An 11,794-nucleotide genomic window follows, 5' to 3' on the forward strand; every position below is an offset into this window, starting at 1 on the left:
GGGTGAGATCATGATGGACAAAAAATCTTCTCGCCTGCGTCGTGCCCTTCGTGCAAGGGTTAAGATGCGTGAGCTGGGTGCCATACGTCTGAGCATTCATCGTACGCCTCGCCACATTTATGCGCAGGTTATCGCCGCTAACGGCGACAAAGTGTTGGCTACTGCCTCCACTGTTGAAAAAGAACTGCGTGGCGAAGCTACCGGTAACGTAGATGCTGCCAAGAAAGTTGGTGCTCTGGTTGCTGAACGTGCCAAGGCGGCGGGTGTGACCAAGGTGGCGTTTGACCGCTCTGGTTTCAAATATCACGGTCGTGTCAAGGCGTTAGCCGATGCAGCCCGTGAAGGCGGACTGGAATTCTAAGGGTAGAACGTCATGGCAAGAGATAGAGATGATCGTAAGCCTAACAACGACGAAGGCTTGATTGAGAAGTTGGTACAGGTCAACCGAGTAGCCAAAGTGGTGAAAGGTGGTCGTATCTTCGGCTTTACAGCACTGACCGTTGTTGGTGATGGTAAGGGTAAGGTTGGTTTCGGTCGCGGTAAAGCCCGTGAAGTGCCAATCGCTATCCAGAAAGCTATGGAAGCTGCCCGTCGCAACATGATTAATGTTGACCTGAACGGTGATACTCTGCAGTACGCAGTGAAAGCCCGTCACGGTGCTTCCAAGGTTTACATGCAGCCTGCTTCTGCGGGTACTGGTGTTATCGCCGGTGGTGCAATGCGTGCCGTTCTTGAAGTAGCTGGCGTGCATAACGTACTGGCTAAATGCTACGGTTCCACCAATCCTGTGAACGTCGTTCGTGCAACTTTCAACGGTCTGCGTGACATGCGTTCTCCTGAAGGCATTGCTGCCAAGCGTGGCAAGGCTGTTGAGGACATCCTGGGGTAAGTCATGGCTAAGAAGATGATCAAAGTGACGCTCTTGAAGAGCACCAGCGGTCGCCTCGAAAGCCATAAGGCTTGCGTACGGGGTTTGGGCCTGCGTCGTATCAGACACACTGTTGAAGTAGAAGATACTCCAGCGGTTCGTGGCATGATCAACAAGGTTTCCTACCTTGTCCGGGTAGAAGGAGAATAATATGCGTTTGAATACTCTGAGCCCGGCTGAAGGTAGCCGCAAAGAGGGTAAGCGCGTAGGTCGTGGCATAGGCTCCGGCCTGGGCAAGACCGGCGGTCGTGGCCATAAAGGTCAGAAGGCTCGTTCTGGTGGTTCTGTTAAGCCTGGTTTCGAAGGTGGTCAGCAACCATTACAGCGTCGTCTACCTAAATTCGGTTTCACTTCTCGCAAGGCGCGCTTTACTGCTGAAATTCGTCTGCACGAATTGAACAACGTTGAAGCTGACGTGATCGATCTGGCGGCTCTGGAAGCTGCAGATCTGATCGGCGGTAGCATCAAACGTGCGAAAGTGGTACTGTCTGGCGAATTGGCTAAAGCAGTCACCATTAAAGGTCTGGCTGTTACCAAAGGCGCCCGTGCTGCGATTGAAGCTGCCGGTGGTAAGATCGAGGACTAAATGGCTAAGACACTACCTGTTGGGAATCAAAGCGGCTTAAACGAGCTATGGTCTCGTGTTAAGTTCGTGTTTCTGGCGATCCTGGTTTACAGGATCGGTGCGCACATCCCTGTGCCGGGCATCAACCCTGATGCACTGGCTCGGATGTTTCAACAAAATGAAGGCACTATATTAGGCCTGTTCAACATGTTCTCTGGCGGTGCGCTGGAGAGAATGTCTGTACTGGCTCTGGGTATCATGCCTTATATTTCGGCGTCCATTATTGTTCAGTTGATGAGCGTAGTGAGCCCGCAGTTGGAGCAACTTAAAAAGGAAGGTGAGTCCGGACGTCGCAAGATAAGCCAGTACACCCGCTACCTGACCGTTGCCCTTGCTCTGATTCAGGGCACTGGCATGACTGTCGGTCTGGCCAATCAGGGTGTTGCCTTCAGCACTGACATGAGCTTCTACATAGTGGCTGTTGTTACATTCGTTACCGGTGCCGTCTTTATGATGTGGCTGGGCGAACAGGTGACTGAAAGAGGTATTGGCAACGGCATCTCGATTCTCATCTTTGCAGGTATTGTCGCAGGTCTTCCAAGTGCGATTGTGCGGTCTTTCGAGTCCGCACGTCAGGGTGACGTTAATATTCTGATGTTGCTGGCTGTCGCTATACTGGCAGTCGCGATTATCGCATTTGTGGTCTTTATTGAGCGTGGACAGCGTCGGATCACCGTAAACTATGCCAAGCGTCAACAAGGACGTAAGGTGTTTGCGGCTCAGAGCAGTCATCTGCCTTTGAAAGTTAATATGGCGGGTGTTATACCAGCTATCTTTGCTTCAAGCTTGCTGCTGTTCCCTGCGTCAATTGCGCAGTGGTTCGGTCAGGGTGAGAGCATGGGTTGGCTGCAAGATATTGCTCTGGCGCTGGGTCCGGGTCAGCCACTGAACATCCTGTTGTTCTCGGCAGGCATCATCTTTTTCTGTTTCTTCTATACGGCGCTTGTCTTTAATCCAAAAGATGTTGCTGATAACTTGAAGAAGTCAGGCGCATTCATCCCGGGTATTCGTCCTGGTGAACAGTCTGCGCGTTATATTGATGGTGTATTGACTCGCCTGACTATGTTCGGTGCTCTTTACATGACAGCAGTGTGTCTGATTCCTCAGTTTCTGGTAGTGTCGGCTAACGTGCCTTTCTACCTCGGGGGAACCAGCTTGTTGATCGTGGTTGTCGTGGTGATGGACACCATGGCTCAGGTGCAGTCGCATCTCATGTCGCATCAGTATGAGTCGCTGCTGAAGAAATCCAATCTTAAGGGCTATGGTAACGGCGGCTTGGTTCGCTAGTTACCACTCGTTAAGAGACTCTTTTAAAGAGTAGTTCTGCAACGGTTGTGGAGTAAGTTATGAAAGTACGTGCGTCGGTTAAAAAAATCTGCCGCAACTGTAAGATCATTAAGCGTAAGGGTAATGTGCGCGTGATCTGTCAGGAGCCACGTCACAAACAGCGTCAGGGCTAACATTTATCGGGAATCTACGGATTCCTGAATGAGACCTGATCTGGTTTAATGTGACTAAGAATTACACAGCCGTTCATGATTTTGTCATGAGCGGTTGTGTTTTATCGAAAGACGGATTAGAATTTCCGCCTTTCGACCTGTTGTTGTTAGAGGGCTGTGTTTTACACCAGCCTGAACAGTACAACAGGATGAAGGCAGCCATTCTCACGAGACTGATGAAAGTCAGAGAAATGAAATGGTGACGTACTTCAGTCTTATTTAAGTTCGTAAGAATTGCAAATAGCTGATGTACGGTTAAATGTAATAACGGAGACGATTGAATGGCCCGTATTGCTGGCGTCAACATTCCAGATAACAAACATGCCGTTATCTCGTTGACCTACATTTTTGGTGTTGGTAAAACTTCAGCTCAGCAGCTTTGTGCTACTACTGGTGTTAACCCTTCTGCCAAAGTATCTGATCTGAGCGAAGATCAGCTGGAATCCCTGCGTACTGAAGTTGCAAAACTGAACGTTGAGGGTGACCTGCGTCGCGAAATCAGCATGAACATCAAACGCCTCATGGATCTGGGTTGCTATCGTGGTCTTCGCCACCGTCGCAGTCTTCCGGTTCGTGGTCAGCGTTCGAAGACTAATGCCCGTACTCGTAAGGGTCCGCGCAAACCGATTCGCAAGTAAGATCGTTGACTCTCTTTAATGAGACAGCAACGACTTTTTTAATACAGGATTTGTTCTGATATGGCAAAGCCAGGTACTCGTACACGTAAGAAGGTTAAAAAGTCGGTAGTGGATGGCGTAGCCCATATCCACGCTTCTTTTAACAACACTATCGTGACAATTACCGACCGCCAGGGTAATGCATTGTCCTGGGCAACTGCAGGTGGCTCCGGCTTCCGTGGTTCCCGTAAAAGTACTCCGTTCGCTGCACAGGTTGCTGCTGAACGTGCTGGACGTGCAGCCGCTGAGTTTGGTCTGAAGAATCTCGACGTGAATGTTAAAGGGCCTGGTCCAGGCCGTGAATCCGCTGTACGCGCGCTCAACGCTTGTGGTTTCAAGATCAATAACATTACTGATGTTACTCCGATCCCACACAATGGTTGTCGTCCGCCCAAGAAGCGTCGTGTATAAGCAGGAGAACGGTAAATGGCTAGATATATAGGCCCTAAGTGCAAATTGTCTCGTCGTGAAGGCACCGATCTCTTTCTGAAGAGTGGTGTTCGTGCGCTCGAGTCAAAGTGCAAGGCAGAAAATGCACCTGGTCAGCATGGCCAGCGTCGTGGTCGTCTTTCCGACTACGGTGTGCAGCTTCGTGAGAAGCAGAAAGTTCGTCGTATCTACGGCGTTCTGGAAAAGCAGTTCCGTAATTACTACAAGGAAGCTGACCGTTTGAAGGGTGCTACAGGCTCTAACCTGTTGCAACTTCTTGAGTCACGCCTTGATAACGTGATTTACCGCATGGGGTTCGGTTCTACCCGTGCAGAAGCGCGTCAGCTGGTCAGCCACAAAGCTGTCATGGTTAATGGCAAGACTGTAAACATCCCGTCTTACCAGGTTAAAGCTGGTGACGTGGTTGCTATCCGTGAAAAGGCAAAGAACCAGCTGCGTATCAGTGCAGCGCTTGAACTTGCAGCTCAACGCGGTTTTTCCGTGTGGGTTGAAGTCGATGCTACTAAAAAAGAAGGCATCTTCAAGACGCTGCCCGAGCGGAGTGATCTGGCGGCCGACATCAACGAAAACTTGATCGTCGAGCTGTACTCCAAGTAAGGGATAGACAGTTAGGTGGGGTGTGACATCCATGCAGAATTCGGTTACTGAATTTTTAACTCCTCGACATATTGATGTCGAAGAAATCAGTCTGACACGGGCAAAGGTTACCCTGGAACCGCTTGAGCGTGGTTTTGGGCATACTCTTGGTAATGCCCTGCGTCGTATCCTTCTCTCTTCTATGCCCGGCTGTGCCGTGACAGAAGTAGAGATTGATGGCGTACAGCACGAATACAGCGCCATTGAAGGTGTTCAGGAAGACGTTATCGAAATCCTGCTCAACCTGAAAGGTCTGGCTATTCGTATGACTGGCCGTGACAGCGTTACTCTGACTCTGAGCAAAAAAGGTGCCGGTGTCGTCACCGCTGCTGACATCCAGCTGGATCACGATGTTGAAATCGTTAATCCTGATCATGTTATTGCCCACATGAATGACAAGGGCAATCTGAACATGAAACTGCGGGTTGCTCGTGGTCGTGGGTATGAATCAGCCGACAGCCGTCGTCAAGACGAAGAGGAAACTCGTGCTATCGGTCGTCTGCAGCTGGATGCCACCTACAGCCCTGTATACCGTGTTTCCTATGTCGTAGAAAGTGCTCGTGTTGAACAGCGTACTGACCTCGACAAGCTGGTTATTGACCTGGAAACCAATGGTACTCTGGATCCGGATGAAGCCATCCGTCGTGCTGCGACTATTCTGCAGCAGCAGTTGGCTGTATTTGTTGATCTGGAAGGTGAGTCTGAGCCAGAGCCAGTGAAGGAAGAAGATGAAGTTGATCCGATTCTTCTCCGTCCTGTTGATGATCTTGAACTTACTGTACGTAGTGCTAACTGCCTCAAAGCAGAGAATATCTACTACATTGGTGACCTGATCCAGCGAACCGAAGTTGAATTGCTCAAGACTCCGAATCTTGGCAAGAAGTCCCTGACTGAAATCAAGGATGTACTTGCTTCTCGTGGTCTGAGCCTGGGTATGCGTCTCGACAACTGGCCACCGGCCAGTCTGAAGGGCGACGACAAGGTTTCTGCTTAATTGCGGCTGAGCGCTACCACCGTTGTTGAAACAGAGGTAGCGTCCAGTAAAAAGAGGAAGTTTGTGCCATGCGTCATCGTAAAAGTGGCCGCAAGCTCAACCGGAACAGTTCACATCGCAAAGCGATGTTCAAGAACATGACTGCTTCCCTGGTTGAGCATGAAGTAATCAAAACAACACTGCCGAAGGCTAAAGAGCTTCGTCGTGTTGCTGAACCGCTGATCACTCTGTCTAAAGAAGACAGTGTTGCTAACCGTCGTCTTGCGTTCGATCGTCTTCGTGACAAGGCTGCTGTTGGTAAACTGTTTACTGACTTGGGTCCGCGTTTTAAAGAGCGTCCAGGCGGTTACATCCGCATCATCAAGTGCGGTTTCCGCCATGGTGATAACGCTCCTATGGCTTATGTTGAGTTACTGGATCGTCCTGCTGTTGAAGCAGTCGAAGCAGCTGACGAAGAATAAGTTAGATAAAAGCCGGGTTCGCCCGGCTTTTTTTAATTTTCAGTCCTAATGTACATCTTTTAGCCCTCGCTTTATCAAACCTTCGAACTTATTGCCTTTTTTTTTGTCTTAAAAGAATAATAATTTTTTAGGCACTCACAATGAACATTTCCCGACCATGTATTTCACTTCCGTATGATTCCGTACTCTGCTGCCATCAAAAAACTATTGAGAATAAAATTGATGTATTAACTAGTGATGACGCTAGTAGGGTGGACAAAGTATATTCGGAAATTACTAACTCTAGGTTAGAGGGTGATATTATTTCTGTTGATTCAAGCGAGTACCGTAATACTATTGTTGGATTTAATTGTTCGGATATAGGAGCGAAAGTAATAATAATCAATGATTACTCACCTAAGGAATGCTTAGGCAAAGGAGCCTTTGGTGAAGTATATAGCAGCTGTTTAGTTGGACGGGATAGCAGTGGTCACTGGTGTATTATTCACGATGATGAATATAACCGAGTAATGAAGATCCAGGAAGAGGATCAACATGGTTTAGCGAAAAGTGAGTATGACCTGCATTTATCACAAAAAAGTACACTGGGAAGCGGAATTAAAGACGAATATGATCAAAAGGCTGACAGGACTAAAACTATTAGATACTTGGACTTACTTAAAGCACCTGGTATTTCAGCAAGGGACTACCTATCAGCAAAACTTACAATACTTGATAAATTTGATTTCGTCATAGCGCTGTTAGAAGAGATTAAGAATATCGATGCAATGGGATTTGCTCACCCGGATCCTAATCTGGGAAATATTTTCATTGATCCAGCTACAAAGAAAATACAATTTATAGATATGGCTGGTGTGGTTCAAAAGGATCGACCTAGGCCCGAGCTGGGTGGTATTTTTTTCGAGGCGTATGCTGCTCCTGAACAGACAAAGGGTAAGCTAGCTACATTGGAAACAATGTTATTCAGTGCTGGAGTATTGGGGGCGAATGTCTTTTCTAAAAATCCCGCTGGTTTTGAGGTTTGTTATGGCAACTATCAAACAGGTGATTCTCTTGTAACTAATTATGAAAATTTTGATGGTGTTGAGCTGTTTCCTGATAAGGAGATTCGTAATAAAACATTGGATGTGTTTATTGAACTTTCGGCTGAAAATGCCTGTAATCGACTAAGTATAGATGATTCGATAAGTTCCCTTTCTGCTTATAGATCGGCTACAGCGCATGTTGAAAAAATGAAGGTAGAAAACAAAAAAAACCAGGAGGAATTCGTTTGTCTAACATCGCGCTATGAAAAATGTAAAGATGAGTTAGATATGAAGGGTAGAGAAATAACTGGCTTAAAAGCCGAGCTTCAAGTAATACAGAAAGAGTGTCAGTGTTCCAAAGATAATGAGAGGCATTCTCTTGAGGGCTTACATAAGAGGAAGCAATCTTTAGAGGATAGGTTGGAAATACAAACGAAAAATCTTAAGTCTATTAAAGAAAAGAAGATGTTTGCTGAAAGTCGGCTTGAATCATTACGAGGTATTATGGCAGAGCATGAAAAGAAAAATCGTTTACTCGAGAGTGATTTAAAGAAAGAAAAAGAAAATAATTTAAACCTTTCAGGGAAAGTGTCAAGCTTAGTGTGTAAGTATAATGACACTTTATCTAAATTCAAAAAAGCTATGGAAGTCAGGGATAAAGAGGTTGAGAGGCTTTCTGTCAAGGTTGAAGATTATATGAGCCATCCATTAGAGTCTCTTAAATCTATAGCCCATAATGAAAAAACAAATGTTGAGAGTGTTGGTTTTTATGAACTTCTTGTTGCTCAGCTCTATCGTATACCATTAAATCAAAAGCTATTTCTTTTAGAGTCTATCTATAAATACATCTTGATAAATAAAGCTGAAAATGGAGTTCCACCCTATCAGCATCATTCAATTCTTCATGGTGTGATGGAAGTTAGACCCTTTAATTTGACAAAAACTCAACATGAACACTTGAAGTTCGTATTGAAAGAAGTAGACAGGGTTTTAGATGGGAGTGACTTTTCAAAGCTTCCTGAATCAGAAAAAACTACTTTAGTTACTTGGATTGATAAAAGCATTATATTTAAATTTCCAATACGTTACAGTAATTTAGAGAGTGATGATTACTCGCATCTGGTTAAAGCTCAATCTTTCCTTGCCCACGCAGTGGGTGTTGATTTTTTAAATTCCCCGTGTGGTGGTTGCAACTGCTGGCTTTCGTCTCATTTGAATGATGGTCGTAATGGTGATGCACGAGCGTTACTTAAAGAATCTGAGTTGATTTTAGAATTGATAAATCAAAGTGATGACGTTGTCATGAATAGGGTGTTTAGTGAAGAATTTACTGGTCTTTTAATTAATCGAATCGCTGTTTTGAATTCTTTGTTCACCCAAGTTTTATATAGTAAATCATCATATACGCGTAGTGTAAATCAACCAATTTATTCTCGACTATATACATCCGTTAGGAGTTTAACGGTTGGTGAGCCTGAGCCAAGAGAGGATATTTATGGGGCTACTGCTACCCAGATGAAGCATGTTGAGCTTTTGCAAAGAATAGGGTTGGCTCTTGTTAATAAGTCCTCCAAAGAAAATAATATTGATAAAGATGCTGTTATAGCAATTATTAATAGCCCGTTGTTCACTTTTAACCCTAAACAATACAAACAAGAATTAACACCTTTGGCAACGTTGCCGCCAATTGCAGGTGAGATTTTTGGTATTCTAAAATCAGAAGAAAATTTCGGAGTGCTTCGGCAGTGTGTTGCTGAATACCCTAGTTCAATTAAATAATTGTTCGTGAAATTATGTGATTGATATAATTGCCTTATCGAGTGAGTTACATATTTCGGTAAGGTAAGAATCGTCCTTTTTTTCTCTTAAACGGTTTGATAGTGAGTTGATGAACTGTTTTTTTATTTCAGATGAGGCATCTGCACATATACAGATTGGTATAAGGGTTTTAGCTATGCCAAGATATAGCATATGTTGGTCTTTTGTGGATGCGTTGAATATCTGTTTCAACCATTTTGATGCTCTGTTTTCTTCATAAATTGGTAAGCTTTCAATGAATTCTTTTGATATTTCCTTTTGGTTTACTGATGGTTTTTTTGAATTATTGTGTGCTGAAGGTTTGGTCATAATGCTTTTTAATCGTAGCCATTCCGGTAGAAATCTTCCTAGTACCTCTGGAGCCAGCTCCTTAGTTAAAAGTGCATTGATAAGATTTCTTTCACGGTTGTGAAATGAGTTACCGCCATTTTTTAAATCATTAGCTATAGCATCCAAATCAGTTATTAAGTTTTTGATATGTAAATTTGGGCTTTTTTGGTTGGTTTCTCCTAGTGTATATAATAATGCTTCAATGCATATTGTTACTTCTGAAGACTTGTCATTACTTTCTAAAATGGGTGGTTGTTGAAGTTTAGTTGGTGTTCCAATGAAATCTCTAGCCTCTAGATAATCTTTGAAGCGCGCTAAAAGCGTTTCAGTCATTTTTTTGTAGTTAACATCAGGTTCGGAGAGCCTGAAGTTTATTGCTGCGTTTTGTAAATTATTATGTAAATCACTAGTGATGTATTCGTATGCTCTCACCCCTGCATTGAAAATATTCACATATTTTTCGTTTTGCTGTTCTTTCGCTTTTTTCGCAAAAATTGCTATTTCTGAAAAGTTTCGAGTTTCAAAATTGGTAATTAGTGCCTGCAGCTCTTGAGGTTTATTTGCAATTGAAAGCCCTTTCTTGCATTGTGAAGCTGATGTAAAAGTGTCACCAAATACTTTAGTAAACTGATCGTCAATGGCTTTCTCTGATGCATTTTCGGTCAATAAATTAAGGTACCTCTCTACTTCGCAGAAGTGTTTTATCTCTGACTTCTGAGTCATTGTTGCAGGCCCATCCATCAGTAATTTTCGGCATTGTAGGTTAAGTAGATGGTGCCTATGATCTGCCACACTTGGCTTCAGTTCTGTGAGTAGTTGCCACACTTCTCCGGGTAATTTTTTATCGAATCTTTCCAGTGTTTGAATGGCTTTGTCCACTTCTAATAGTTCATTCATGGTGAATGAGCTGCCTGACCTGAAACTATCAAGCTTGCTCAGTGCACTCTCACAGGCAACGCAGACTTTATCCGCTCTCATTCCAAGCAAGTTACATTTTTGTCTCGCAACTGATAGAAATGATTGCAAGGCTGAGTATTTTTGATATTCCTGTTCAATTAACCTTTGAATTTTCTCATTTTGACCTGTGTCAGAAGGAAGTAAGTTGTCTACAAGTACTTTCAGCTGCTTTGACTTTATGCTCTCAGGTTCTTTGGGGGCTGCTTCCTGTCGTGCCTTCAGGTTTAGATTTTCTGTTGAAAGAAGCGTGTTCTTCGAAACAGGCACTTCTGCCTTTTGCTGGAATGGTGCTGGATTCACCTGCTTGATGGCGTTTTGCAAACTGATGGCGTGCTGATCAAGCGGTTTATCCTGTGTTTTTTTGGCGATTTTGACGGGCTTAGGTGCGCGAGTGTATTTGATGATTCGTGATTTCACATCCTTGCAGATAGCTTCTACTTTCTGCATTTCTTTTACGGCAGTAGATGTTTGCTGATCAATGGTCTCTTCTTTTGCTTTCTTTCGGGTAGAGGTAAGCGATTTTTCTATGGATTTCACTTCCTCTAGAGGCGGCATTAACCCACGAATGAGCAGTGATGATATTTCATTGGTATGGCGGTGTAGAAATCGATCATCCAACAACAGATTCTGAACACGCTGATTATATATCGTCATCAGGCTATTGGATTGCTTATAAAGCTCTGCAAGGTATTTTTTAAATTCCAGCTTGTCATCAATCTCTGTTTTTTTGATATCTTCAATCGCCATCAGCAGTTTTCTTTCTTGTTGAGCTGATTCAATTTTCCAGGTCTCATCTGATGACATGCCGCTATCTGCAGTGCTTTCCCCTTGTTGGGTTGTTATTTGAGGCTCTAGGGGTGAGTGATGAAGTGATGAATTACTTTCTTGAGGCGTCCTGAACTCTGCCCCTACCATTGCATTTTCGAGATTCAGGCGATGTTGCATTTGCTCTGAGTCCATGACCAGCCAGCCCCTTTCTATAAGTCTTGTTAAAATTTCTAAGGTCTCACTGGGTGTGAAGAACCGGGTTAACACAAGTAAATCTCGGCCATAGGGGCGGTTGCTGGACAACGGCTCGTCGGAAAGCAATGGGTGTCAAAAACAAGTTATAAAAGCGGAATAATAATCTAACGGGTATCAATCAAGTCAGAGAAGCTGCTGGTCAGCTCTAAATAATATGAGCCCATCATATGTATAAACCAAAACTCACTTGAAACCATCGGTTTTATTTTGGTTTTGGCTTAACCGGTTTTCTGAGCACCTCTTCCTCCTCGTCAAGAGACGTCTTGGTATGGAGTCTGTCGGCTAACTCGACTGGTTTTTGGTTAATCTGCACGCAGAAGGCTTTGACATTCTTCACCAGTTCATCTTGGGTGCTATGACAATAATGATAA

At 44.3% G+C, this 11,794-nt stretch carries 13 protein-coding genes; 12 read left to right on the forward strand and 1 reads right to left on the reverse strand.

Translation table 11 applies throughout. The annotated features are described in order from the left end of the window. The first annotated feature begins 10 nt into the window (after nucleotides 1-10). The 12 genes from rplR to AKL11_RS09070 all read left to right on the forward strand — a co-directional run bounded on the left by rplR (nucleotide 11) and on the right by AKL11_RS09070 (nucleotide 9,074). Nucleotides 11-361, forward strand: coding sequence for a 50S ribosomal protein L18 (gene rplR, locus AKL11_RS09020; RefSeq protein WP_067516594.1), 351 nt, complete (start codon nucleotides 11-13; stop codon nucleotides 359-361). Nucleotides 362-373: 12 nt separating this feature from the next. After that, nucleotides 374-889 carry a 30S ribosomal protein S5 gene (gene rpsE / locus AKL11_RS09025; RefSeq protein ID WP_067516596.1) on the forward strand — a complete coding sequence of 172 codons (516 nt, stop codon included), beginning with the start codon at nucleotides 374-376 and terminating at the stop codon, nucleotides 887-889. A 3-nt stretch (nucleotides 890-892) separates the two neighbouring features. Next, nucleotides 893-1,078: a 50S ribosomal protein L30 gene (rpmD, locus tag AKL11_RS09030; protein WP_020582398.1), complete on the forward strand. Its 186-nt coding sequence runs from the start codon at nucleotides 893-895 to the stop codon at nucleotides 1,076-1,078. A 1-nt stretch (nucleotide 1,079) separates the two neighbouring features. Further along, nucleotides 1,080-1,514 (forward strand): 50S ribosomal protein L15, encoded by a 435-nt coding sequence (gene rplO / locus AKL11_RS09035; RefSeq protein ID WP_067516598.1) that lies wholly within the window; start codon nucleotides 1,080-1,082, stop codon nucleotides 1,512-1,514. Further along, nucleotides 1,515-2,840 (forward strand): preprotein translocase subunit SecY, encoded by a 1,326-nt coding sequence (gene secY, locus AKL11_RS09040; RefSeq protein ID WP_067516600.1) that lies wholly within the window; start codon nucleotides 1,515-1,517, stop codon nucleotides 2,838-2,840. Between the two features lie 59 nt (nucleotides 2,841-2,899). Then, nucleotides 2,900-3,013: a 50S ribosomal protein L36 gene (gene rpmJ / locus AKL11_RS24545; protein WP_081622108.1), complete on the forward strand. Its 114-nt coding sequence runs from the start codon at nucleotides 2,900-2,902 to the stop codon at nucleotides 3,011-3,013. Between the two features lie 320 nt (nucleotides 3,014-3,333). Further along, nucleotides 3,334-3,690 carry a 30S ribosomal protein S13 gene (rpsM, locus tag AKL11_RS09045; protein WP_067516602.1) on the forward strand — a complete coding sequence of 119 codons (357 nt, stop codon included), beginning with the start codon at nucleotides 3,334-3,336 and terminating at the stop codon, nucleotides 3,688-3,690. Nucleotides 3,691-3,750: 60 nt separating this feature from the next. Beyond that, nucleotides 3,751-4,140, forward strand: coding sequence for a 30S ribosomal protein S11 (gene rpsK, locus AKL11_RS09050; protein WP_067516604.1), 390 nt, complete (start codon nucleotides 3,751-3,753; stop codon nucleotides 4,138-4,140). A gap of 15 nt (nucleotides 4,141-4,155) precedes the next feature. Then, the gene (rpsD, locus tag AKL11_RS09055; RefSeq protein WP_067516606.1) at nucleotides 4,156-4,776 is read left to right on the forward strand and encodes a 30S ribosomal protein S4; all 621 of its coding nucleotides are present in this window, start codon (nucleotides 4,156-4,158) and stop codon (nucleotides 4,774-4,776) included. 31 nt (nucleotides 4,777-4,807) lie between these two features. Continuing rightward, a complete protein-coding gene (locus tag AKL11_RS09060; protein ID WP_067516609.1) occupies nucleotides 4,808-5,809 on the forward strand; it encodes a DNA-directed RNA polymerase subunit alpha in 1,002 nt (333 codons plus the stop codon). 68 nt (nucleotides 5,810-5,877) lie between these two features. Next, complete coding sequence (gene rplQ / locus AKL11_RS09065; protein WP_067516611.1) at nucleotides 5,878-6,270, forward strand: 50S ribosomal protein L17; 393 nt, start codon at nucleotides 5,878-5,880, stop codon at nucleotides 6,268-6,270. A 140-nt stretch (nucleotides 6,271-6,410) separates the two neighbouring features. Continuing rightward, nucleotides 6,411-9,074, forward strand: coding sequence for a hypothetical protein (locus tag AKL11_RS09070; RefSeq protein ID WP_067516613.1), 2,664 nt, complete (start codon nucleotides 6,411-6,413; stop codon nucleotides 9,072-9,074). Nucleotides 9,075-9,086: 12 nt separating this feature from the next. On the opposite strand, the gene AKL11_RS09075 is transcribed toward AKL11_RS09070, so the two are convergent. After that, entirely contained in the window at nucleotides 9,087-11,360 is a 2,274-nt protein-coding gene (locus AKL11_RS09075) for a hypothetical protein (protein WP_067516615.1), read from the reverse strand. Nucleotides 11,361-11,794: the final 434 nt, after the last annotated feature.

The organism is Endozoicomonas ascidiicola (assembly GCF_001646945.1).
GTDB classification, from domain to species: domain Bacteria; phylum Pseudomonadota; class Gammaproteobacteria; order Pseudomonadales; family Endozoicomonadaceae; genus Endozoicomonas; species Endozoicomonas ascidiicola.

Bases quoted from the DNA above. Each gene is read 5' to 3' on its own strand.
- rplR (WP_067516594.1), top strand. From the start codon at position 11: ATGATGGACAAAAAATCTTCTCGCCTGCGTCGTGCCCTTCGTGCAAGG.
- rpsE (WP_067516596.1), top strand. From the start codon at position 374: ATGGCAAGAGATAGAGATGATCGTAAGCCTAACAACGACGAAGGCTTG.
- rpmD (WP_020582398.1), top strand. From the start codon at position 893: ATGGCTAAGAAGATGATCAAAGTGACGCTCTTGAAGAGCACCAGCGGT.
- rplO (WP_067516598.1), top strand. From the start codon at position 1,080: ATGCGTTTGAATACTCTGAGCCCGGCTGAAGGTAGCCGCAAAGAGGGT.
- secY (WP_067516600.1), top strand. From the start codon at position 1,515: ATGGCTAAGACACTACCTGTTGGGAATCAAAGCGGCTTAAACGAGCTA.
- rpmJ (WP_081622108.1), top strand. From the start codon at position 2,900: ATGAAAGTACGTGCGTCGGTTAAAAAAATCTGCCGCAACTGTAAGATC.
- rpsM (WP_067516602.1), top strand. From the start codon at position 3,334: ATGGCCCGTATTGCTGGCGTCAACATTCCAGATAACAAACATGCCGTT.
- rpsK (WP_067516604.1), top strand. From the start codon at position 3,751: ATGGCAAAGCCAGGTACTCGTACACGTAAGAAGGTTAAAAAGTCGGTA.
- rpsD (WP_067516606.1), top strand. From the start codon at position 4,156: ATGGCTAGATATATAGGCCCTAAGTGCAAATTGTCTCGTCGTGAAGGC.
- AKL11_RS09060 (WP_067516609.1), top strand. From the start codon at position 4,808: ATGCAGAATTCGGTTACTGAATTTTTAACTCCTCGACATATTGATGTC.
- rplQ (WP_067516611.1), top strand. From the start codon at position 5,878: ATGCGTCATCGTAAAAGTGGCCGCAAGCTCAACCGGAACAGTTCACAT.
- AKL11_RS09070 (WP_067516613.1), top strand. From the start codon at position 6,411: ATGAACATTTCCCGACCATGTATTTCACTTCCGTATGATTCCGTACTC.
- AKL11_RS09075 (WP_067516615.1), bottom strand. From the start codon at position 11,360: ATGGACTCAGAGCAAATGCAACATCGCCTGAATCTCGAAAATGCAATG.